Source organism: Clostridium sp. MF28, from assembly GCF_002969175.1.
GTDB classification, from domain to species: Bacteria; Bacillota; Clostridia; order Clostridiales; family Clostridiaceae; genus Clostridium; species Clostridium beijerinckii.
The window spans coordinates 706,395-729,942 of record NZ_CP014331.1; the positions used below are offsets into that span (position 1 = coordinate 706,395).

At 29.9% G+C, this 23,548-nt stretch carries 27 protein-coding genes and 2 pseudogenes; 3 read left to right on the forward strand and 26 right to left on the reverse strand.

What is annotated here, in order from left to right; all coding sequences use genetic code 11:
• Positions 1 to 155: 155 nt before the first annotated feature.
• From AXY43_RS28360 to AXY43_RS02940, 4 genes are all read right to left on the reverse strand, one after another.
• Positions 156 to 572, reverse strand: coding sequence for a prolipoprotein diacylglyceryl transferase family protein (locus AXY43_RS28360; protein ID WP_278337356.1), 417 nt, complete (start codon positions 570 to 572; stop codon positions 156 to 158).
• Positions 544 to 978: a prolipoprotein diacylglyceryl transferase gene (locus AXY43_RS28365; protein ID WP_278337355.1), complete on the reverse strand. Its 435-nt coding sequence runs from the start codon at positions 976 to 978 to the stop codon at positions 544 to 546. Before AXY43_RS28365 ends, AXY43_RS28360 begins: the two co-directional genes overlap by 29 nt.
• Before the next feature lie 41 nt (positions 979 to 1,019).
• Positions 1,020 to 1,160, reverse strand: a complete 141-nt coding sequence (locus AXY43_RS27495; RefSeq protein WP_155715492.1) for a hypothetical protein — start codon at positions 1,158 to 1,160, stop codon at positions 1,020 to 1,022.
• Between the two features lie 70 nt (positions 1,161 to 1,230).
• Positions 1,231 to 2,334 (reverse strand): NlpC/P60 family protein, encoded by a 1,104-nt coding sequence (locus AXY43_RS02940; protein ID WP_105410952.1) that lies wholly within the window; start codon positions 2,332 to 2,334, stop codon positions 1,231 to 1,233.
• Between the two features lie 208 nt (positions 2,335 to 2,542).
• Between AXY43_RS02940 and ftsE the strand changes: the two are divergent.
• Positions 2,543 to 3,228, forward strand: a pseudogene (gene ftsE, locus AXY43_RS02945) (cell division ATP-binding protein FtsE).
• Positions 3,218 to 4,111: a permease-like cell division protein FtsX gene (gene ftsX, locus AXY43_RS02950; protein ID WP_077868222.1), complete on the forward strand. Its 894-nt coding sequence runs from the start codon at positions 3,218 to 3,220 to the stop codon at positions 4,109 to 4,111. Before ftsE ends, ftsX begins: the two are co-directional and overlap by 11 nt.
• Positions 4,112 to 4,258: 147 nt before the next feature.
• On the opposite strand, the gene AXY43_RS27500 is transcribed toward ftsX, so the two are convergent.
• Positions 4,259 to 4,567, reverse strand: coding sequence for a YncE family protein (locus tag AXY43_RS27500; protein WP_338422880.1), 309 nt, complete (start codon positions 4,565 to 4,567; stop codon positions 4,259 to 4,261).
• A gap of 37 nt (positions 4,568 to 4,604) precedes the next feature.
• Positions 4,605 to 6,317: a methyl-accepting chemotaxis protein gene (locus AXY43_RS02960; RefSeq protein WP_077868197.1), complete on the reverse strand. Its 1,713-nt coding sequence runs from the start codon at positions 6,315 to 6,317 to the stop codon at positions 4,605 to 4,607.
• Between the two features lie 396 nt (positions 6,318 to 6,713).
• Here AXY43_RS02960 and AXY43_RS02965 point away from each other — a divergent pair, with 396 nt between their 5' ends.
• Entirely contained in the window at positions 6,714 to 6,998 is a 285-nt protein-coding gene (locus tag AXY43_RS02965) for a TlpA family protein disulfide reductase (RefSeq protein ID WP_238892967.1), read from the forward strand.
• A 63-nt stretch (positions 6,999 to 7,061) separates the two neighbouring features.
• Here AXY43_RS02965 and AXY43_RS02970 read toward each other — a convergent pair whose 3' ends face one another.
• The 20 genes and pseudogenes from AXY43_RS02970 to AXY43_RS03065 form a co-directional block, all read right to left on the reverse strand.
• Positions 7,062 to 7,619 (reverse strand): TVP38/TMEM64 family protein, encoded by a 558-nt coding sequence (locus tag AXY43_RS02970; RefSeq protein WP_077868196.1) that lies wholly within the window; start codon positions 7,617 to 7,619, stop codon positions 7,062 to 7,064.
• Positions 7,620 to 7,844: 225 nt separating this feature from the next.
• Positions 7,845 to 8,054 carry a DUF378 domain-containing protein gene (locus tag AXY43_RS02975; protein ID WP_077868195.1) on the reverse strand — a complete coding sequence of 70 codons (210 nt, stop codon included), beginning with the start codon at positions 8,052 to 8,054 and terminating at the stop codon, positions 7,845 to 7,847.
• A 217-nt stretch (positions 8,055 to 8,271) separates the two neighbouring features.
• Entirely contained in the window at positions 8,272 to 8,556 is a 285-nt protein-coding gene (locus tag AXY43_RS02980; protein WP_039771484.1) for a hypothetical protein, read from the reverse strand.
• A 30-nt stretch (positions 8,557 to 8,586) separates the two neighbouring features.
• Positions 8,587 to 8,817 (reverse strand): heavy-metal-associated domain-containing protein, encoded by a 231-nt coding sequence (locus tag AXY43_RS02985; protein WP_012059175.1) that lies wholly within the window; start codon positions 8,815 to 8,817, stop codon positions 8,587 to 8,589.
• Positions 8,818 to 8,984: 167 nt separating this feature from the next.
• Positions 8,985 to 9,488, reverse strand: a complete 504-nt coding sequence (locus AXY43_RS02990) for a cupredoxin domain-containing protein (RefSeq protein WP_023975545.1) — start codon at positions 9,486 to 9,488, stop codon at positions 8,985 to 8,987.
• 291 nt (positions 9,489 to 9,779) lie between these two features.
• A complete protein-coding gene (locus tag AXY43_RS02995; protein ID WP_023975546.1) occupies positions 9,780 to 11,153 on the reverse strand; it encodes a sensor histidine kinase in 1,374 nt (457 codons plus the stop codon).
• Positions 11,150 to 11,833, reverse strand: a complete 684-nt coding sequence (locus tag AXY43_RS03000; RefSeq protein WP_039771490.1) for a response regulator transcription factor — start codon at positions 11,831 to 11,833, stop codon at positions 11,150 to 11,152. The genes AXY43_RS02995 and AXY43_RS03000 overlap by 4 nt, the downstream gene beginning before the upstream one ends.
• Positions 11,834 to 12,204: 371 nt before the next feature.
• Entirely contained in the window at positions 12,205 to 13,623 is a 1,419-nt protein-coding gene (locus tag AXY43_RS03005; RefSeq protein WP_023975548.1) for an NADH-quinone oxidoreductase subunit N, read from the reverse strand.
• A 2-nt stretch (positions 13,624 to 13,625) separates the two neighbouring features.
• Positions 13,626 to 15,147, reverse strand: a pseudogene (locus tag AXY43_RS03010) (complex I subunit 4 family protein).
• On the reverse strand, positions 15,148 to 17,016 hold the full coding sequence (gene nuoL / locus AXY43_RS03015; RefSeq protein ID WP_105410953.1) for an NADH-quinone oxidoreductase subunit L: 1,869 nt from the start codon (positions 17,014 to 17,016) through the stop codon (positions 15,148 to 15,150).
• Complete coding sequence (gene nuoK, locus AXY43_RS03020) at positions 17,010 to 17,318, reverse strand: NADH-quinone oxidoreductase subunit NuoK (RefSeq protein ID WP_012059181.1); 309 nt, start codon at positions 17,316 to 17,318, stop codon at positions 17,010 to 17,012. The genes nuoL and nuoK overlap by 7 nt, the downstream gene beginning before the upstream one ends.
• Positions 17,319 to 17,810: an NADH-quinone oxidoreductase subunit J family protein gene (locus AXY43_RS03025; protein WP_105410954.1), complete on the reverse strand. Its 492-nt coding sequence runs from the start codon at positions 17,808 to 17,810 to the stop codon at positions 17,319 to 17,321. It lies immediately after the preceding gene.
• Positions 17,811 to 17,899: 89 nt separating this feature from the next.
• A complete protein-coding gene (locus AXY43_RS03030; RefSeq protein WP_039771498.1) occupies positions 17,900 to 18,289 on the reverse strand; it encodes a NuoI/complex I 23 kDa subunit family protein in 390 nt (129 codons plus the stop codon).
• Between the two features lie 172 nt (positions 18,290 to 18,461).
• On the reverse strand, positions 18,462 to 19,496 hold the full coding sequence (gene nuoH / locus AXY43_RS03035; RefSeq protein WP_039771499.1) for an NADH-quinone oxidoreductase subunit NuoH: 1,035 nt from the start codon (positions 19,494 to 19,496) through the stop codon (positions 18,462 to 18,464).
• Between the two features lie 243 nt (positions 19,497 to 19,739).
• Positions 19,740 to 20,852: an NADH-quinone oxidoreductase subunit D gene (locus tag AXY43_RS03040; protein WP_039771501.1), complete on the reverse strand. Its 1,113-nt coding sequence runs from the start codon at positions 20,850 to 20,852 to the stop codon at positions 19,740 to 19,742.
• A gap of 18 nt (positions 20,853 to 20,870) precedes the next feature.
• Positions 20,871 to 21,308: an NADH-quinone oxidoreductase subunit C gene (locus AXY43_RS03045; protein WP_039771502.1), complete on the reverse strand. Its 438-nt coding sequence runs from the start codon at positions 21,306 to 21,308 to the stop codon at positions 20,871 to 20,873.
• Positions 21,301 to 21,810 (reverse strand): NADH-quinone oxidoreductase subunit B, encoded by a 510-nt coding sequence (locus AXY43_RS03050; protein ID WP_023975556.1) that lies wholly within the window; start codon positions 21,808 to 21,810, stop codon positions 21,301 to 21,303. Before AXY43_RS03050 ends, AXY43_RS03045 begins: the two co-directional genes overlap by 8 nt.
• Entirely contained in the window at positions 21,801 to 22,157 is a 357-nt protein-coding gene (locus AXY43_RS03055) for an NADH-quinone oxidoreductase subunit A (protein ID WP_012059188.1), read from the reverse strand. Before AXY43_RS03055 ends, AXY43_RS03050 begins: the two co-directional genes overlap by 10 nt.
• Positions 22,158 to 22,707: 550 nt before the next feature.
• Positions 22,708 to 22,893, reverse strand: coding sequence for an SHOCT domain-containing protein (locus AXY43_RS03060; RefSeq protein WP_023975558.1), 186 nt, complete (start codon positions 22,891 to 22,893; stop codon positions 22,708 to 22,710).
• 68 nt (positions 22,894 to 22,961) lie between these two features.
• Complete coding sequence (locus tag AXY43_RS03065) at positions 22,962 to 23,405, reverse strand: hypothetical protein (RefSeq protein WP_023975559.1); 444 nt, start codon at positions 23,403 to 23,405, stop codon at positions 22,962 to 22,964.
• Between the last annotated feature and the right edge of the window lie 143 nt (positions 23,406 to 23,548).

Here is a 23,548-nt window from a genome sequence, read left to right on the forward strand (position 1 = left end):
CTGCTATATGTAATTCAAATTTAGTCAGTGTCACCCGTAACCTCTGGCATTAAAAATATAATAAGAGCTCCAATAAAAACCAAAATTTTATTAGAGCTCTTTAACTTTATAATATTTTATTTACCTCTAGTTGAAACACAAACACAATTCATTAGTTATCCTTGCACAAAATAAAATACAAATACAGATATTACCACCAATGCAATTAAAATAATTATTGAACTTGTTAAATTTACTTTATTCTCTTCCACATAAATCCTATCGTTTCCTGCGACCCTCTTGGATAAGAATATATAAATGGCTAATCCTATAATAACTAAAGCAAGACTTAATAAATGCGAAATTGAAAACGGACCCCAGATAACAGGATTTATTCTAAAGAATTCTACAATACCTCTTATTATGGCAAAAGCGATTAAGTAAATTATAAATAATTCACCTTCAAATTTTTTCTTGTAACTTCTTCTCCATAGAACTATAAATAATATATAGTCTAAAATAAACTCATATACTTGTGCAGGATGAAGCAGTTGCCCATTATAGTTAATCCCCCATATCATTATGTTTGCCAAATACATCGCACCCTACTCTACCTATACCTTGAGCCAATGCAATACCCACCACTGAAATATCTGCAAGTTTTAAAAATGATATCTTACTCTTAATAGAGTATATGTATCCTGCAAGCACAGCGGAAACAATTCCTCCGTGTATAGATAACCCACCCTCATTTATTTTAAATATTTCTCCTGGATTACTAAAATAAAATGATGGATTATAAAAAAGAATATAAAATAATCTAGCTCCTAATACACCCGCTATAACAACAATAAAAATTAGATTAAATATTATGTCTTCATTTATTCCTCTTTTTTCCCCTTGCTTAATTGCAAATGCTCCGCCTGTAATTACAGCTAATGCTATCATTAGTCCAAAAAAGTATATATGTATTGGGCCAAAACTAAACAGTTCCTTCATACTATTAACTTCCTTCCTACAAATTTAAAATAACTATAAAACTATTTACTACACTTTTTCTTGGACTTACCATCTTTATTACAACAGCATCCCCCTGAAGCTTTTTTTATTACTTTGTGATAAAGAATATGCGCAACAAATAAAACTACTACCACCGTTATTGCTACTTCAATGACCATCATTCATACCTCCAACTACAATATCTTAATTTAAAATTTGATATTTTCTATTCTAATGGCTAAAAATATTAGCTTATTTAACTCTTCTTGCTGTAATATAATCTGGTCTATCTATTGATGATATTTTTATTACATCACCTGTTCTCGGCGCATGAATATATGTCCCATTCCCTACATACATTCCCATATGAGTAGGATTTCCGCCCTTACCATAGAATATTAAATCTCCAGGCTGTAGTTCGGATTTTGAAACTTCATATCCATCATTTATTTGGTCATAAGTTGTTCTTCCAAGGCTAATACCAAAGTGTGCATATACATATTGTGTAAAACCAGAACAATCGAATCCTGTAGAAGGACTTGTTCCTCCCCACAGGTAAGGAGTTCCTAAGAAATTTGAAGCATATGCTATTATGTTATTATCAGAAACGGGTGCAGATTTTGCGCCTCTCGATGCATTAGTAACTCTAGGTGCTTCATTTCTTATTTTATTTACTTGATTCATAGTTGCGCTTACTTGCACTTGAGATTCATCTACTTTTGATGCAAATAATTTTTCCTGATCTTTGGCCTCTTGAATAAGCTTCTTTTGATCTGCTATATTTGTATTTAGACTTATAAGCTTGTCTTCATTTTCGCTTTTTAATGCAAGCAAATCATTATACTTAACTTCAAGAGATGTTTTTTTACTTTCTACTTCTGACTTCTTATCATTTAAATCACTTATTACTTGTTTATCAAGTCCAATTATTTTTCTAATTGCTTCAGCTCTTGTTATTAAATCACTGAAACTTTCAGATTCCAATAAGATTTTTAGATAGTTAGACTGCCCATTTATGTACATAGCTCTTACTCTTTGATCTAATACATCTTGCTTAGCTTCTACTTCTTTTTCAACCTGAGTAATTTGCTTTTTTGTTGTTTGGATATCGTTTTCTGCCCCAGTTATGTTCTTCTTATTTGCTTCAATCTTCATCATATAATCTTCAATTTGATTATCCAACTCTTCAATGCTTGCTTCAAGCTGGTGTCGTTTATCTTGTACTTCCTTTAAGGAATTTTTATTTTGCTCCAATTGAGTTTGTGCTTGATTAGATGTTGGTGCAGCAAATGCTGAAACTTGAGTAATCATCACTAATGCTGTTGCAAGCATAACCGTTTTAATTGTTTTTTTCACTTATATCGCTCCCTTATTTATAGAGTAATACTTGTCTCTCTTTTGTAAATTCAATCCTATACTACACTAAAATTGTGTAGAAATTATGTAGATTCGTATAAAGGAATACATTACCATAAGGAAACACATAATTTCTTCATAATAATAAGTTATAATATTACAAAAACACACAAGTATATTTAACTAACATCTAATTGGAGGATTACTAATGATTAAATTTCTAGACGTTACTAAAGTATATGACAATAACACCTTGGCTCTTAAAAATGTTAACTTAACTATAGAAAAAGGTGATTTTGCTTTTTTAGTAGGCTCAAGTGGTGCTGGCAAATCAACAATAATAAAAATGCTTTTTAAAGAAATTGAGCCGACACATGGTAAGTTAATATTAAACGATACTGATGTAACCAATCTAAATAAGAATCAAATACCGTTTTACAGAAGAAAGATAGGTGTAATATTTCAAGATTTTAAACTAATTCCAACTCTTAATGTCTATGAAAATGTAGCTTTTGCATTAAGGGTTATTGGTGTCAGTACTAAAGATATAAAAAAGAAGGTACCTATGGCTTTATCACTAGTTGGATTATCTGATAAATTTAGGTCATTTCCAAGCCAATTGTCAGGCGGTGAACAGCAAAGAGTTTCAATTGCTCGAGCTATAGTGAATGATCCTAATATTTTAATTGCCGATGAACCAACAGGAAATCTCGATCCTGAAACTGCAATGGGAGTAATGGACACGCTCGACAATGTTAATAAAAACGGTACTACAATACTTAGGCTACTCATGCAAGAGATATCGTTGATTCAATGAGGAAGCGAGTTATTGCTATTGAGAATGGAACTATAATAAGAGATGAAATTAGGGGGACTTATGATAATGAATTTTAATACCTTCAAATATTATATTATTGATGCATTAAAGAGTTTAAATAGAAATAGAACCATTAGTATAGCATCAGTTATTACAGTGACCTCAACTTTATTTATAATGGGAGTCTCAATGCTATTAATGCTAAATATAAATATAGGAATGAGTAATGCTAAATCCCAGGTTCAAATACAAGTATTTTTAAATAATAGCGTTACTAATAAAGATCAAGAAAACTTAGAGCAAAAGTTAAATAATATTTCTGGTATCAAAAGTGTTAAATTTGAAGATAAATCAGAGGCTTTAAAAAAGTTTAATAAACAGGTTTCTGAAGATAATAGTTCTTTATTAAATAATTATGATTCTTCCAATAATCCGCTGCCTAATTCATTTATAATAGATCTAGAAAATCCTGAAATATCACATCAAGTGATAAGCGCAATCGAAAATATGCCTGGTATAGAATCCATTGGCAATGATCAGGAATTTACAAATAAAATAATTCCAATATCCAAAAACGTGAAATGGATTGGAATTGCTTTATTCATATTAATGGTATCAGTTTCTATATTCCTTATTAGTAATACTATAAAATTAGCTATTTACTCAAGACGTAGAGAAATTGGAATAATGAAAGTTGTTGGAGCAACTGATTGGTTTATTAGATGGCCGCTTATTATTGAAGGTGCACTTATTGGTTTGTTTGGAGCAGTATGTTCAAATATATTAATATACTATCTCTATAAACTAGTTTTTATAAAGATAAATGAAAATTTACTTTTAATAAACTTAATATCACCATCTTATATTACGCAAACCCTCCAATGGCAGTTTATATTAGTTGGGATTTTAATTGGAAGTGTAGGAAGCTTCTGGTCTTTAATTAAATTTTTAAAAGTATAAATCATAAAAGATACTAAAAAGTGTATTGAAAACTAATTATTTTAGAATTCAATACACTTTTTTATATATTAAGAACTATGAATTATGATTGCATAAATTACTAAATTTAATTAACTCAAATTAAATTTATTCTCATTAGAATATTAATTACCTGTAGCTTATTCCATTTGGTTCTCCTTCTACTTTTATAGTTTTAATAACCTTATCTGTGCTATTGTCAATAACACTTACAGTTCCATCATACATATTAGTAACATAAACATATTTATTATCAGAGCTAACTACTACTCCATGAGCTCCTTTTCCAGTTTCTATTGTTGCAACTACTTTCTTAGTTGACATATCTATCTTTGAAACAGTATTAGATGGTGCATCTTCAGTTCCTTGATTTGCTAGGAATGAATATTTATCATCTGATTCAATGTAAACTTGGGTAGGTCCTTTTCCTACTGCGATAGTACCATTCCCTTTATATTTTTATACAACATATTATCTATATTTTAAATTTTTGTACCAAGAAATTAAGTTCTTCAGATAATTCAGCTTGCCTTTGTGCAGAATTCGCAACTTCTTGAATTGCGGCAGTTGTTTCATCTACACTATTTAATATCCCTTCTGAACTTTCTGCCGATTGCTGAGCAGTAGACGAAACTGTTTCTATTGCAGCACTAGTTTGCTCTATAGAACTAAGTATTTGATTTGTACCATTTGCAATTTCTTTTGACATAGATTTAATAAAGACTGCATCCTTTTCATATTTAAAAGCAGTTTCTAAAAAAAGCTCATAATCTGGATTTACATTATTATCAATATGCGCCAATATCTCTTGAGTGTTATGTGAAAGATTATTGAAGGCATTGTTTACCTGAGTAATAACTTCTTGTATGTTTGAAACATTCTCTGCTGACTGTTCTGCAAGCTTGCGTATCTCATCTGCTACTACAGCAAAACCTTTCCCCATTTCACCAGCTCTTGCCGATTCAATGGCCGCATTTAATGCTAAAAGATTTGTTTGCGATGCTATATTTGCTATAGAATCAGCCATTACTTTAATTTTTTCAACAACTTTTCCTTCTTCTATTGCTTTTAATATATTTTCTTGCTTTTCTTTATATATTTTCTTAGAAATATTTATTGATTTTAGTCCCTTATCTTTTATTTCTGAGGCACGTATCTGAATATCATTAGAAGCTTGATCGCAATCCTTTGCCTTATTTGATAACTCAATAGAATTTGAAGTTATTTCTTCAATTGATGCATTTACTTCTTGTGATGTTGCACTCAATTCTTCTGTACCAGTTGTTATTTCCTTTGTAGCTTCATTAATATTGTTCATTTTTGTAGAAATTCCTTCTATAGTGTTATAGATTTCTTCACTTGATTCTTTTATACTGCTAGAATTTGAAATTATTGTTGATATAAGACTTCTAGTGTTTTCAGCAGCTTTATTTAAAGCATTTGATATTTTTCCTATTTCATCTTTTGAATAGAAATCTATTCTCTGAGTTAAATCACCTCTACCTAGAGCATCCGCAAATACTAAAACCTTATTTATTTGTTTTGATATTAATGTTGAAATCAAAACTCCAAGTAAAATTGCAAATATGAAACCGAATATAACTATACCAATCATTAAATTAAACGAATTCTTAAATATTAAATTATTAACATTATTTGCATTTTCAGCTTCTTTTATATTTGAATCAATTATTTTATTAATACTATCAAAAGTCTTATCCCTAGCCTCAGTTACCATTTGAAAAGCCGTTTGTGCTTCATCATATTTATTTGCATTTATTAAGTCCATAAAATCTTTACGTGACATCATATATTCTTCGTGAAGCTTTATAAAATTTGTTAATAATTTTTCTTCTTCACCTGTTTCACCTGCATTTTTAAATTCTTCAGAAATCATCATATCTTCATTTGTTAATTTTTCTATTTCATTTTCAATATCCTGTTTTTTAGCTGCATCTTTTGTTGTTAAAAGCGCTAATAAATCTGAATGTATCTGTAAAAAGTTTGCTTTTAACTCCTCAACTGTTTTTAAATGTATTAAATTATCTTCATACATAGAGGTTGAATTTGCATTTATTTTTTTTATTTCTGATATACCTCTAAATCCAATAATCCCTATAAGTAATGAAATTAATAAGAAGCAAAATATAAGTTTTTGTGCAAGTTTTAAATTATTAAATATTTTCATATTGTTCCTCCTCAGTTTATATGTTATCTCCTAATTGAATACACACATTATTTTGTTTTCTAAATCATTCTTAAAATATTAACTTTTAACAACTCAAATAATACCATTCTATTATGAAGAACTTATGAAGAATATTCCAATTCATAATAATATATTCAATTTCTAATTCCCTAATTTTACGCTGTCTAATATAATAAATTTCACACCATGTAAATTTAACTTTTTTTATTTTAATAATAAGTTATCAAAAATACATATAATCTTCATATCTTTTTTATATAATAATTTTACTTATGATAATTATTGACTTATATATATTGGGGATTAACCATTTAAAAGGCAAGAAAGTGTTTCTTAACTTTTTGGCAACTTGGTGTCCCCCCCTGTAAAGCTGAAATGACCGAGATAGAAAAATTATATCAAGAAACAAAGGATAGTGACTTAGTTATAGTTTCTGTAGAAATCGGTGAGCCATTAAATGCTGTTAAATCATTTATTGATAGTAACAAATATAACTTTAAGGTACTTATAGACCCTGATCAAAGTGTAGCTACAAAATATAACATAACTTCAATTCCTACTTCATACTTTATTGATAAAGACGGAAATATACTTTCTAAGCATGTTGGTGACATGAATATCAACCAAATGAAAGCCTATATCAAAACTCTAGATAAATAACCGGCTTTAATAAAAAAATGAATTAGAACTCTCTAATCTGAGATTATTCTAATTCATTTTTACTTAATAATCTTTTTTCTTTGCAATTGTAAATTTAATAACTATTAGACTAATAAATGTTATGACTAGCCTTATCCAATTATCGTAAATATTAATTATGTCATAGCTAACAAGTGCCTCTAACGCTATAGATGGAACCTTTCCAATCAATGTTGCAACAGTGAATATTGTACTATCAACACTACTTATTGATGCTGCAAGTGTTATAATTCCTGATGGTATAAATGGAATGATTCTTCCTTGAAATATTAGTAGCCCCGCCTCTCTTCCATCACTTTTAACTATTCTAGAAATTAACCTATTTCTATCTGTGAATTTTTCAATCTTCCTTTTAAAACCTAATCTATAGATAATAAAAGTAATATATGCTCCTATTGCTTCACCTAACAGAGATATGAAAAAGCCATTAATAGGCCCGAAGAAAACTATGTTCGCTCCTGTTATAAATACTGACGGTAATATACCAACAAGGGAAATGCCTATACTTATTATTAGACTTATAGGTATCGCAATAGAGCTATTATTTCTCAAGATCTCCACTACATCATTTATATTGAACATGGATTTCTCCTTTATTAATATTCTAACTTAAAATCTTAATTTCTAAATGCCATTTATTTATCACGTACTATCTTGATTACTATCTGCTATTTTACAACATTCTTATAATCAATTCAAATAAAATAAGACTCAAATTTTAGCTTTTACAGCACTTGAGCCTTTTACATATCCATGGTACTTTTGCTTAAACATATTTAAAATGATTGTGTTACTTTTCTTATCCTTCTAGGCTACTTCACTATTCGTTCCTTTGAATAATAAATAAATTGCATATATCCCTGCTATACCAACAATGCCACAAACTATCCGATCGAGCCAAGACATTGTTACAGGTGCAGAACCAAAGGCAAGCCCTATGAAATCATCTCCCAAAAAACCTATTATTCCTAATCTTATAGCAGCTGCAACAATCAATACCCATGTTATTGTTCTCATTTTCATTCACTCCCTTTTATTAAATATATTTTATATTATGTTAAATTTGAATTACAAATAATATTTAGATATTTTAAATACCTAATCTATTATTTGTAAATTACCTTTTATTATACCCAAAACCAATCTAATAACTGTTCATTCTTTATTTATTTCTCTAACTAAAAAAGAAGTTAATAGTAACATACGATACTGATTAACCTCTTTTTTTATTAGCCTATTGCTCTATTTTGTTTTGATTTTCATTAACTTCTTTCTTCTCACTACAACAGCTTCCATGCTTTCCTTTAAACATCATTCCCATCATAAGTACCATCATTATTGGACATATGAAAGGTGCTATCCCACCTATAGCTGCTTTAAGACCTGTTCCAACACTTAAAAAAGGAAGTGCTGCTACAATTATAAACGGTAATCCACAACAAAGCACCATCATTAACATATGCTTTATTGGATTATGTTTTTTATTTCCTTCATTTTTATTATTTCCATGACAATTCATAATAAATTCCCCCTCATATTCTCATTATAATTAATGTTTAAGCTTAACTACTTTACCACTTAAAATTGATCTATTTACTATTTCTTTAATATCATCTCTTGATATCTCTTTATCTCTATAGATTACTTTAATTTTCTTTGATTCTAAACTAACATCAACTCCTAATAAACCTTGAATGGAGCTTAATGTTTTTACAACATTCATTAGACACCTATGACAAAGCATATTTTCTTGTTTAAAACGTAAACTATAGCTTTTCATCACTATCGCCTCCCTGTAAATACATTATAAATAAATGTTATGAAGATATTGTGTAGATAAAAATAAATTTTAAATATTAATTAAAATCTAATTATCAGGATAAATGTAATCCTCTATATAATTAGTGCTTATATTACATAACTTTCACAATAAAATCTGAATTTCTATTAAAATTTTTCGGTCTCATTTATGGACTCAATGCTATCTGTAATTTTAATTATTCCTTTTATCATTCCCATCCAGCAACTAAACTCTATGTCTTCATCTTTGGGGATAAATTCTATTATATTTTCTCCTGATTTGAAATCTTTATCTATATTGAAAGATGGTAATACTATTCCATTATTACACGAATTAAGTTGATCTCCTTCAAATATCAACTTAACAGGAATATCTTTTTGAACATAAATAACATCAGGGGTATAACCATTATTATCTACTGTTATTCTTACTACCTGAACCCCATTTTCAATAGACGCATTAGCTATATTTAAGCGAGATGCATTAGCTTTATTTACTGATAAGTTATGTTTTAATTTTTCACTCATATCAAAACTTGATACAATAGTACTAAATAATAGAATAATTGCACCTATAGCAAATAATCTTACATATTTTCTGTTGTTTAAACATTTATATATTGCTTTATTAACTTTTCTTATAATATTCATGCTTGTCACCTCTATAATTATAAATATATTATTTCAGAAAAAAGTCGCTTATTATATAGTAAAGTATAATAAAAAGTTATGAAGATTCTATAAGGATGATATATGAAATTTCTGTCAAATTATATTGGTAGTTATATGCTATTATTAAAACATAATAAATCATCTATATTTTAAGGAAATAAATGTCAATTTAATAATTCTCAAAAAACAAAAAAGGTATCTTAAAATCACTTTTTAAAGTGTTTATAGATACCTTCTTTTTTTATGTAGTTTGTGATAAAAATTTATGTATTAATTACTTTTGTTTATGCATACTGTAAATACAGTTTCCTTATCTTCCTTACTTTCTACATCTATTGTTCCAGAATGCAAAGTTAATATTTTCTTTACAAGTGTAAGACCTATTCCGCTTCCCTCAATTTTATGTCTACTTTTATCTCCACGATACATTCTTTCAAAAACATAAGGTAAATCTTCTTTTTTAATTCCAATTCCATTATCCTTAATTTTAATGATAACTGAGTTTATATCGCTACTAATATTGACCCATACAGTTCCATTTATATTGTTAAATTTAATTGCATTAGATATAAGATTTATAAATACTTGTTTCAATTTATCGTAATCGCCTACTACAATAAAATTTTTACCTTCTTCTTTATTAATAATTAACTTTATATTTTTTTCATCAGCAGCAATATTAAAATCACTAATTACATTTGAAATAAGCTCCCCTATATTAACCCTTCCTAATTTAAGCACTATTTCATCTGACTCTATTTGTTTTAATGAATTCAAATTATTTAAAAGCTTGCCAAATCTTATTACTTCATCATTTAAGCTATTAAGTTTATCAGTAGTTACAGGTATAATTCCATCTATCATTGCCTCTAAATTATTTTGTAATACATTTAATGGAGTTCTAATTTCATGGGATATATCTGAAATAAGACGCTTTCTTAATACATCCTGACTATTTAATTTCTCACCTAAATCATTTATGCTCTCAGTTAAATTCCGAATTTCTTCAATATTACTTTTTATATTTGATCTAGAATTATAATTTCCTTTTGATAAACTTACAGAAGTTTTTGAAACTTCCTTTATTGGTTCAGAAAATTGCTTTGATATAATAAGACTTATCAATGCTACTACTATTAGTGTTAATACTCCACTAAATACAATACTCTTATTAATTTGTCCCTTGAAGCTTATATCTTCCTGTGAAAGCAGAACAGGCGAATACTGTCCGACAATAATATAACCTACTGTTTTTCCATTTACATTTATATCAAAAGTATTAGAAGTATACACTCCGGTTTCTTCCTTGCCATTTACTGTCATATGATTTTTATTTTGTATATCTTCATGGTTCATTTCCCATACAACCTTTTTATTATCATCCAAAAGACTTAAACAGTAATTACTCATATACGCTTCATGCATCATTTCTTCCCCCGAAGTAATATTCCATCCACCATCACTTTTATAAACTTGTTGAAAATATTCTACTAACCTTGTATTTCTTTGAGTTTGTATATTTTCCATATACTTATTGAATGTATTCGTTATAGTTATATTTACTAATAAAGCTGATAATAATACGGTAGCTACTGCGCAAAATATTATAATAAAACTCAATCTCCCCCTAATACTTTGCTTCATACTTCATCACCAAATTTATAACCAATTTTTGTAACAGTAACTATATATCGAGGAGACTTGGTATCTTCTTCAATTTTCTTACGTAAATTTTTGATATGAACATCTATACTTCTGTCTGAACCATCAAATTCGATTCCAAAAGCTCTCTCTATTATTGCTTCCCGTGTAAATACTTTTCCTTGATTTGAAGATAAAATATATAATATATCAAATTCATTTGGAGTTAAACTTACTTCCTCTCCACTCAATTTAACTAATCTCTTATCAAAATCAATTATTAATTTGTTATTATTAAAAGAAAGTACATTTTCTTTTCTTGTTCTTACTCTTCTGAACAATGCATTTACACGCGCAGTAAGTTCTCTTGGACTTAATGGTTTTGTTAGGTATTCATCTGCTCCAATATTTAACCCTTCAATTTTATCGCTTAATGTACTTTTAGCAGTTAGCATAAAAATATATACATCTGATATTTTTCTTAATATCTTACAAACTTCCTCACCATCAATATCTGGAAGCATTAAATCTAAAATTACAAGATCAATCCTTTCTTTTCTAAAAACTTCAATTCCATCTAATCCATTTTCAGTGGAATACACCCCATATCCTTCTCTTTCCAAATATGCTTTTACAACGTCTGATACGCTTTTTTCATCTTCAATTATTAAAATGTTGTTCATAATATTCCCCCCATATAGTTAATTTTAATATTACTTTATCATATATTTAATAATTTAACTAAAAATTATTCCTCCAATAAGTTCTTTTATTATTTTAAATTTCAAATTCTGTTACACTTAATAAAAGAAAGTACTTCAAAATGATAAAAAAATCATTTTGAAGTACATCCTTAATGGCAGCATCCTCCACCGCCTTTGAATACTCTAAAAACTATAAAAGCAATAACTGCAATTATTAATATTGTAGCAACCATTTTCCTCATCCTTCCTACTATCTATCATTTGAAAATGATTCTTATTGTACATTAAAATTATGTAGAAATTATGAAGATAATGATTATTACAAAATAGAATTTTTAGTAATTCTTATATTAGGATAAAAATGCTTTAGATACTGACAAAACTACATTTACTACTTGGCTAGGATAAATTCCAAGAATAACAAGTACTGTCATAGATATAGTTAATGCTAATTTTGTACTTATGGATACCGGAATTGATTCAAGTTTAGTAGGACTTTCTCCAAAATACATAACCTTAACAACTTTAAGATAGTAATATACTGATATAACGCTCATACCAATACTTAAAAATGCTAACCATATCTGTCCCTTTTCTATTATAGATAAGAATAAATAGAACTTGCCTATAAATCCTGCTAAAGGTGGAATTCCTGCTAAAGAAAGTAAGGAGATAAGCATAACAGCAGCTAAAAATGGTGATCTTTTAGCTAAATAAGCATAATCTTTAATTTGATCACTTCCTGTTGCCTTTGAAACTGCAATTACAACTCCAAATGCTCCCATGTTTGCAAACAGATAAAACAAACTATAAAGCAAAATTGATGCGATGCCAAGACTTGAATTCGCAATAATCCCTAGTAAAAAATAACCTGCTTGTGAAATGCTTGAGTAAGCAAGCAGCCTTTTAATATTAGTTTGGGGAATAGCAACTAAATTTCCAAGCACTAAAGTTATAACAGATAATACTATTATTAAATCAATCCAGTAGTTAGACACAGATGACATTCCAGTCATAAATAATCTTAATAAAACTGCTAAACCTGCTGTTTTAGATGCTACCGCTAAAAATACTGTAATCGAAGTAGGTGCTCCTTCATAAATGTCTGGAGCCCACATATGAAAAGGAACAATGGCTATTTTAAAAGCAAAACCTGCAATTAAAAATATCACGCCTAGTATTTCTAATGGTGCTATCTGTCCTGTCACCAGTGCTTCTGCAATTTCTTTAATAGCCGTTGTTTGAGTAATCCCATATATTAAACTTAATCCATACAAGAAAATTGCTGAAGACATTGCACTTAAAATAAGGTATTTTAAACTTGCTTCTTTTGATTTATCATCACCTTTATAAGCAATTAAAACGCAAAATGATATAGTCATTAATTCTAGTCCTATATATATTGCAATGAGTTCTCCCGATGATACCATAATCATCATTCCAAGTAGCGCAGACACAATTAATGCATAGAACTCTCCTTGTTTTGAAACTAGATGATCTCTAGAAATTAACACTGTTAATACTGCAGCTATCAAGAAAAGCTGTTTAAAAAAAGTACTAAAAGGATCATTAATATAAGCTCCACCAAAAAGAGATTGTGACTGACTCCCATTCAATAGTGCCTCACTAAATAATGATACTATTAAAATTATAAATAGACATATTCCTGTAAATAAACTAAGTTTTTCTTTATACCTTTGCAGTGATAAACTTGCTATCAAAAGTACAAGACATAAAGCTGCAGTTAAAAGTTCAACTATATAACTCATAATTAAAATCCCCCCATTATCATTCCTATATCTGATATCTTACCCATAAGTGACATTGCTCCACTATGAATAAGATCAATTAGTGGTGATGGGAATAAACCAAAAAATATTAATACACTTGCAAGCATAACTATAGGTACCATTTCCACCCCTTTTGCATCTTCTAAATGATCCCATTCTTCTTTTCTTGGGCCAAGGAAAGTGCTTTGAACCACCTTCAATATATAAGCAGCCGTAATAACAATTCCTAGAATAGCCATTATTGAAATTGCTTTAAAAGGTATTATTGAAAATAGTTTTCTTGGCTCATCATGGATCCTAAAAATATTAGAAATTCAGCAACAAAGTTGCTTAGTCCTGGTAATCCTAATGATGCAAAACCAGCAATTATAAAACCAATTGCCACTCTTGGCATTTGATGTATTAAACCACCAAACTTAGCGATTTCTCTTGTGTGAGCTTGATAATAAATATTACCTATTAAAGTAAAGAATAATGCAGTCATAATACCATGGGCAAACATCTGAGCTACAGCTCCGTCTATTCCTTCAAAATTTAATGAAGCAATTCCGAGTAGTACGTACCCCATATGACTTACACTGGAATAACCAATTACAAATTTTAAATCCTTTTGAGCCATGGCTACCATAGCTCCATATAGTATATTAGCTATGGATAATATGCAATTAAAGGAACCCAGTACTTTGCACCTTCTGGAAATAAAAATACACCTGCACGGATAATTCCATAACCACCAAGCTTCATTAAAACTCCTGCGTGAAGCATACTTACAGCTGTTGGTGCAGCCACGTGTCCATCTGGAGACCATGTATGAAAAGGCCACATAGGGACTAATATCCCAAAACCTATTAACATTAGGAAAAAAGTAAATTTTTGAAAGCTGGCGCTATACTCAATAGTACTAAGAGTTTGTATATCAAAACTTCTTATTCCTAAATTATTAGCATATACAAAGGTCGCAATAATTCCAATTAGAATAAATGCACTTCCTACTAATAAATATAAAGTAAGTTTCATTGCAGCATAATCTTTTCTTGTACTTCCCCAAACTCCAATTAATATATACATTGGAATAACAGCTATTTCAAAAAATACGTAGAATAAAAATAAATCTCTTGAAATAAATACTCCAAAAACACCTGCAACTAGTAAAAGCAGGAAAATGAAAAATTCCTTTATTCTTTTTTCCATTTTCCATGATGAAAAAACACCTGCAAAAATAACGATAGCAGTAAGCAATATTAAAGGTATGCTTAAACCATCCGCACCCACAGAATAATTAATTCCGAAGGCAGGTACCCAAGAATAGGTTTCTTGAAATTGAAGCCCTCCCATTTCCTTATTGTAAGTAACAAAAGCTATAATCGAAAGCAACAATGAAATAAACGTAACAATTGCTGCAGTAACTTTTATTTCCTTTTTCTTAGTTCCTGGCAAGAAAAGTATTATGATTATACCCAAAATGGGTGCTAATAATATTGATGTTAATATCGGAAATTGCATCTACATCCCTCCTAAAATCGGTGCTGTGAGCCATAAAATTATTAAAGCAATTGCTATGAAAAAGACTAGAGCATAATTTTGCACCCTTCCTGAATGAATAAGTCTAAGTTTAGCTCCCATTCTCCATATCAAAGAAGTAGTATTGTCAAAAATTCCATCTACAATCTTGCGGTCACACCAATTAAAAAGATAAGAAATATTTAAAACTACTTTTTCATATATCCATTGATAAAGTTCATTTATATAATATTGATTAAAAAGAAATTGATGTATTGGTTTAAACTTCACACTAAGAGCTTCACCTGATATTACTTTCTTACCATAAATAAGCCATCCTAGTAGTATTCCACCAAAAGCTGCTGCTACTGATTCACTCATAACCATTAAATTTGCTTCTGGAATTTGAGAGGTTTGAAAATATATAAATGAAGCAAAAGTTTCATTTATAAAACCATAAAATACTGAGAAAACTGATAATATGATTAATGGCACAGTCATGCACCAAGGAATTTTATGGACATAATGTTTTTCTCTTTCCTCTCCAAAGAAGACTATTAAAACTAAACGAGCCATATAAAATGCTGTTAAAAACGCTGTAATTAAACCTAAGTAATATAAAAATATATATCCATGCTCATAAGTTACAGTTAAAATTTCATCCTTACTGAAAAAGCCTGATAGAGGTGGAATTCCAGCTAGTGATAAAGATGCAATTATAAAAGTTATGCTTACAAGTTTCACTTTTTTAATTAAGCCGCCCATTTTAAAAATGTCCTGTACACCAATAGAATGAATAATGATACCTGCACCTAAAAATAATAATGCCTTAAAAAATGCATGGCTTGTAAGATGAAACATTCCAGAAGTAAATCCGCCTACTCCCATTGCCATAACCATATATCCTAATTGACTCATAGTTGAAAAAGCCAATATTCTTTTTAAATCTCTTTGAACTATTGCAATTGTACCTGCCATGAATGCAGTTATTCCACCAATGTACGCAATTACTAAACTTACTTCATGTAAAGAAGAAAATAATATATAACCACGCGCTAAAAGATATACTCCAGCTGCAACCATAGTAGCTGCATGAATCAATGCACTTACTGGTGTTGGTCCTTCCATGGCATCTGGAAGCCAAACATGAAGTGGAAATTGAGCTGACTTTGCTACTGGTCCTGCAAAAATTAATAATGCTATTATAGTTAAATAAACAACATCTTGATATGATGGAATACTTGCGGCTAGTTCTCTAAAGTTAAAAGTTCCAAAAGCCATGAAAAGGCAAAGCATTCCGACTAAAAATCCGAAATCTCCAACTCTGTTAGCGACAAACGCCTTTTTATTAGCCTTTACAGCTGAAGGCCTGTCATAGTAGAAACCAATTAGAAGATAAGAACATAACCCTACGAGTTCCCAGAAAAAGAACATTTGAAAATAGTTATTAGAAATTACGAGTCCGAGCATTGAACTGCTAAATAATGATAAATTCGCAAAAAATCTAGAAAAACCATCTTCACCTTTCATGTATCCCAAAGAATATATTTCAACCAATAAACCTATAAAAGTCACAATTATAAGCATAATTGCTGTAAGTGGATCAATTAATACTCCTACTTCAATCTTAAGGGGAACTGACAACCACGAAACAGCATATTCAACAGGTTGATTAATACTAACTTTTGAAGTAATAACCTCATAAAAAACTCCTAAAGAAAATATAAAAGAAATAAACATTCCAACTATTGCAATTGCTGAACTAATCCCTTTAGATTTCTTCGTAACAAATCCAATAATTAAAAATGCAATTGCAGGAAATATGGGAATCATCCAAGCCAAATCTATAAATCTCATCATAACACCTACCATTTTAAAATATTGAAATCTTCTACATTAGATGTAGGTAGACTTCGATAAATATTTAAGATAATAGCTAAACCTACAGCAATTTCGGCTGCTGCAACAACAATAACGAATATAGCAAAAAGGTGTCCTGTAACCTTTTCTGGTGCTAAAAATCTATTAAAAGCTACTAAATTAATATTGACTGCATTCATCATGATTTCCACTGACATTAATACGCTGATAACATTTCTTTTAACAACTGCTCCATAAAGACCAATACAAAACAAAGCTGCTGCGAGTATTAAATAACCTTCTAAACCAACCATCTAATTTTTCACTCCTTTTGCTAAAATAATAGCTCCTACTAATGCTATTAATAAAAGTAATGCAGAAACTTCAAATGGAATCATATAATTTCCAAAGAATCCATCTGCAATAACACTAATGGTATTTTCTATATTTAAATTCTTATACGTAAAGTTACTACGTAAAATTAAACGTGTAATAAGCCCAAAGAATCCTAAACAAAATGCTAAACCTGTCCATCTTAATTTATTAAAGGGATTACTGTTTTTCATATCATTTTTTCGTGTAAGCATTATAGCAAATACGATTAATATTGAAATTGCTCCAGCATAAATTAAAATCTGTGCTAAAGCTAGAAAATCAGCTTGTAGCAAAATGAAAACTACTGAGATACCTATAAATGTTAAAATCATTGATAAAGCACTATGAATAATATTTTTTGAATGAACGACACCTATAGCAAAAGCTATAATTAAAAATGCTATAGGCCAAAAAACAAAAGCTGAAATCATTATAAATCCTCCTTGTTAAGAATATGAAGTAAATATTGGTCATTAATATAATGCATGTTTCTCATCATGCAAAAAAGTATTCTGACCTGTTACTTCTTTGAATATTCATCAAATAGTGTTAACTTAGTTTCAGCCCTACTATAAGCACTTAATTCAAAATCTGAAGTAACCTGAAGTGCCTTAGTTGGGCAGCTTTCAACGCAAAGTCCGCAAAAAAGACAATATTCTAATTGCATTTCATATTTAGTTAAATGTTTTTTATTATTTTCATCTTTATAACTTTCAACATTAATAACTCTATTCGGGCAGCTCAAAGCACAAATGCTGCATGAAATACATTTTTCTGAATCCAGTTTAAAAGAACAACGAGAACGCAATGGAAGCTTTGGATGTTCTTCTGGATACTGCTGAGTAATATTTTTTTCAAATAAATGTCCAAGTGTCACTCTAAGACCATTTAATAATCCTTTACCAAACATTAAATTCACCTCTCAACTAATTGTGGCATATTCAAGAAATAATAAGTCATCATGCTAGTCTATTTCTAGTCATACTACATCAGCATTTTTACCTAATAGGCCCACTATGAGATAAAAATACTTCCGTGTCTGACTGAAAATATACATCGCATCATGGACTTATTATTTTCTTTCATATACCTAACTGAAATATTTTAATACCAATTCCAGTTAGTAAAATGTTTATTAGAGAAATAGGAATAAGATATTTCCAGTTTAAAGACATCATATGATCTAACCTAAATCTAGGAAAAGTCCAACGAACTAACATAAGCAGTAACACTATTACGTAAGTTTTTAGGATAAACCAAATCCAAGAAGGTAATAACGGACCACTAGCTCCTCCTAAGAATAAAGTAGCTGTAAGTGCCGAAATAGCAAACATATTTGTATACTCAGCAAGATAAAAAAGCGCATATCTCATTCCGCTATATTCTGTGAATGGACCAGCTACTATTTCCTGCTCTCCTTCAGCTAAGTCAAAAGGAGCTCTATTTAACTCTGCAGTAGCGGCAATAAGATAAATAATAAATGCAACAGGCTGTAAAAAAATGAACCACACTTTATTTTGTGCTGTTATAATTTCTGTTAAGTTTAAAGAACCACTTATCATAACTACTCCAAGAAGAGAAAAAATCATAGGTATTTCATAACTTATCATTTGAGCAACTACTCTCATCCCACCTAAAATGGAATACTTATTATTAGATCCCCAGCCTGCCATTAATATAGGTATTGAAGAAACTCCAGATATAGCTAAGAAATAAAGCAATCCTAAATTTAAATTTACAGCGACCATATTTTTTCCAAAAGGTAACACAGCATATATTAATAAAGCAGGAACCATAACTAACAATGATGCCATTACAAAAACTAATTTATCTGTTTTTTCTGGAATAATATCTTCTTTACCTAGAAGCTTAACAACGTCAGCTACACTTTGAAATATTCCTTGTGGCCCAAATCTATTAGGCCCTGGACGCTGCTGAAGATAACCACAAAATTTTCTTTCTAAATAAATCAAAAACATAGCATTTAATAAAACAAAAGCTACAATCCCAATAAAATAAACTAAGCTCATAATAATACTTACAAAGGCATTTGGTATTGCCAATGCCGAAGTTAAACCCTTAATCCAATTAGATATGTTTAAAAATATATTCTCCATTTCTACCTCCTAAGGCACATGAAAATAAATAACAAGTTCAAAGTTGCCATGATTATTTTTCATCAGGCAAGGAGACAAGTTGCCCTCATAGCAGGCCTATCAGGTCAATTTGCCAATGTGAGCAGTGAACCCAAATCTATGATTTGGTGTGAATCGCTTACTCAGTGAGCGTATGAGAATCGAGCTTCCCATGATGGAAAATAGGCTGGCAAATGGACTTGTTATTTTTTGAATGCGCCTGAACTACCTATCAATTTCGCCTAATATAGGATCAAGTGATGCGAGTATTGCAACAGCATCCTGAATAGTGCTTCCAGTCGCCATTTCAGGAAAGGCACCTATATTAACAAAAGATGGGCCATGTATGTGAATTCTATAAGGTTTATCAGACCCATCACTTACTAAGTAATATCCGAGTGCACCTTTAGAGCCTTCAATTTGATGATAAATATCTCCTTTTGGCGGTTTTATCAGCCTTGGAGCTTTAGCTAAAACTGGACCTTCTTTTATTTGCTCTAGCGCCTGTTTAATTATTTTTATACTCTCTTCCATTTCTCCAATACGCATTATCCATCTTTCATAGCAATCGCCATCTTTACCGACAATCACTTTAAAATTGAAACGATCATAAATACCATATGGCGCATCACGTCTTAAATCTAAGTCTATACCAGAAGCCCTAAGGTTTGGACCTGTTAAACCATAAGCTAAAGCTTTTTCTCCACTAATTATTCCAACACCTTTAGTTCTTGCTTGAAATATTTCATTACCAGTGATGATTCGTTCATACTCTATAAGGCTCTTATCCATATCATTAAGAAAGCTTTTTAAGCCAGGCATAAATTCCTCAGGCAGATCATAGCTTACTCCACCGATACGCATATAATTTGTAGTCATTCTAGAACCACAAACCATCTCGAATAAATCCAAAACTTTTTCTCTATCTCTAAAGAAATACATCCAAGGGGTATGCCCATTTAAATCAAGAGCCATACTTCCTAAAAAAACTTGATGACTTGCTATTCTCTGCAATTCAGCCATTATTATACGAATGTATTCTGCTCTTTCTGGAACTTCAATCCCAGCAAGCTTCTCTACTGTTTGAACGTAACCTAACTCATTTAACATTCCAGATAAATAATCTAATCTATCAGTATAAGGTATAAATTGAGTATAGGTTCTGGATTCAGCTAGCTTTTCCATACCTCTGTGCAAATAGCCTATGATATTTTCTACATTTACAATATGCTCACCATCTAAAGTAAAGATTGCTCTATATACACCATGGGTACTAGGATGCTGTGGTCCAAAATTTAAAGTCATTTCTTCAGTGTGCAACTCTCTGTTATATTCCATTCTCAAACTTCCTCCTTTCTACCTTCGCTTTTCAACCTTAAAATCTTTTCTAAGCGGATGTCCTAGAAAATCATCAGGACATAATATCCTTTTTAAATCTGGATGGCCAATAAAATTAATTCCAAATAAATCATAAGCTTCTCTTTCCTGAACATTTGCTGCAAGCCAATATTTAGTTAATGATGGAATTTCAAGCTTTTCATTAAGTTTTACCTTAATTCTAATCATCTCATGAGTAGTTAATGACATAAAATGATAAACACAGCTTAATACATCATCTTCAATAGCTGTTAAATCAACTAAAAAATCAAATCCATATTGCTTTACCTTTTTTATAACGTCTAGAAATTTACTTGCTTCTGTGTGAATAGCAATCTGCGTATTTTCTATAATTTCAATATCTTGCTTATATTCTGCTTTCAGTTCAAAAATTAGATTTTCACAAGTCTTACTCACTTCTTCCCACCTCTTTCGGATGAATAATTTTTTCTTTTAACGTTAAAAGCCCATGGATTAATGCTTCTGGCCGTGGAGGACATCCTGGAATATAAACATCTACTGGTAAAAATATGTCAGCACCTGGAACAACATTATAGGAATCTACAAACGGTCCCCCACTAGTTGCACAGCTTCCCATAGCAATTACCCATTTAGGTTCCGGCATTTGGTCATAAATCTTTTTAACTATAGGTGCCATTTTTTCAGTAATTGTTCCTGCAACAATCATCAAATCTGCTTGTCTTGGTGAAGCGCGGAAAACTTCATATCCAAAACGTGCAATATCATAACGAGCACCTCCTGCTGCCATCATTTCAATAGCACAGCATGCGAGTCCAAATGTTAACGGCCAAAAAGAATGTACGCGGAAATAATTTAAAGTATCATCTAATTTAGTTAAAATAATATTTTTTTCTATTTGCTCTTGAATCTCTTTATCTTGTTTAAAATTTACTTCCACTCTAATGCCCCCTCTTTCCACGCATACCATAAACCAATGATTAAAATGCCTATAAAAATAACCATTTCAAAAAGTGCGAATAATCCTAATGATTTAAATTTCACTGCCCATGGCAATAAAAATACTGTTTCAACATCAAAGAGTAGAAATACTAAGCCGTACATAAAGTAACTGACCTTAAATCTAATCCACGTTGAACCAGTAGTTTCAACACCACACTCATAAGTAGATAATTTTTCTTTATTTGGCTTCTTCGGTCTTACTAAGGAAGCCGTTAATAAGACGACCATTCCAAAAATAAATGAAGCTATAAGAAAAATTCCAATAATCAAATAATCTTGTATCATTTTTATCCCCTTTCAATTTACTTTAAAATCAAAATCAACACGTCAAACCTTCCTTCTACAGGTACAAAGTCTAAAAGTTATTAATAATTTTATATCTGCTCACATATTAACAAGTTTTTATGAAGTTATTATGTAGAAATCCTATAGGTTAACACATAATTTTCAAATTATTCCACATGTGCCGCTGAAATCCGAGACATTATTAAAGTAAATTTAAAGAATTTTTTATTAAAGCCATTCATAATAAATATCAAAAAAGCAGAGGTTTATAAAATACAAACTTCTGTTTTACTGCATTATTCCTATTAATAAGCGACTTATTACACGTATTTAATTATTTAACTTTTATTTTTTATCATACAAAATATTTATAAAGATTTTATGTAGAAAAATTTTCGTAAAAATATACATTATGCCCTTATTACATTTAAAAATTAAAATTCTTACAAATCGATCAATATGTATTAAGATAACTCCTTTTCTCTATACAGAAAAAGTCATGTAAAAGAAGAATTATCTATACTCCTTTTACATGACTTTTTACTGTTACCTATGATCTTAATGTACTTTTTATTCTATTATATTCATCTTCACTTATTTCTCCGCGAACAAATCTTTCATTTAGTATATTTAGAGAATTATCTCTAACACTGCAAACTTTAAGCTTTTTACTTTCTTCTTGATTGAAAATTAAATATATAACAGCAATAATTAAAATTATTGGTATAATCATCATTCCAGACCATCCTTCCATTCTCATATTATCATTCTAAATTTATTTCGATTTTTTAAAATTTGATGATACTAATTCCTCATCATGCTTTGATGAAGTTTTGCCATCTTTTCTTTTCCTACAGATTGCATCATATTTGCCATAGATCCATATCCGTTATTTTTCATTACATCAATCATCTTGTTATAATCCTCATCACTTATATTAGACATTAAATTTTTCATGGCATTAAAATCTCTATTTTCCATAGCATTTGCTTCATCATTAAAACCATTCTCTTTCATTAGTTCAGTCATTTTATTGATATTATCATCTGATTGCGCTCCAGACCCCATCATGCTCATCATTGTTCCTCTATAATTTGATGATGATTTAACCTCACCATTTTTCACATTCATCATTTGTCCATTAAATTTATTAAACCTTGTATTATTGTTATCTGCCGCATATGCAAGTGATATTCCGCTTACAGTTAATATACCTGCTAATGCTAGAATCATAACTTTCTTTTTCATTGTGTATCACTCCTTTAATTTTCTTCTTATTTATATACTTATTTTACTACTCAATTATGGAGTAATTATGAAGATAATATATTTTCAAAAAATATTCTAATTATATATAATAAAAGGTTCAAGTGCTATATTGATTATAACAC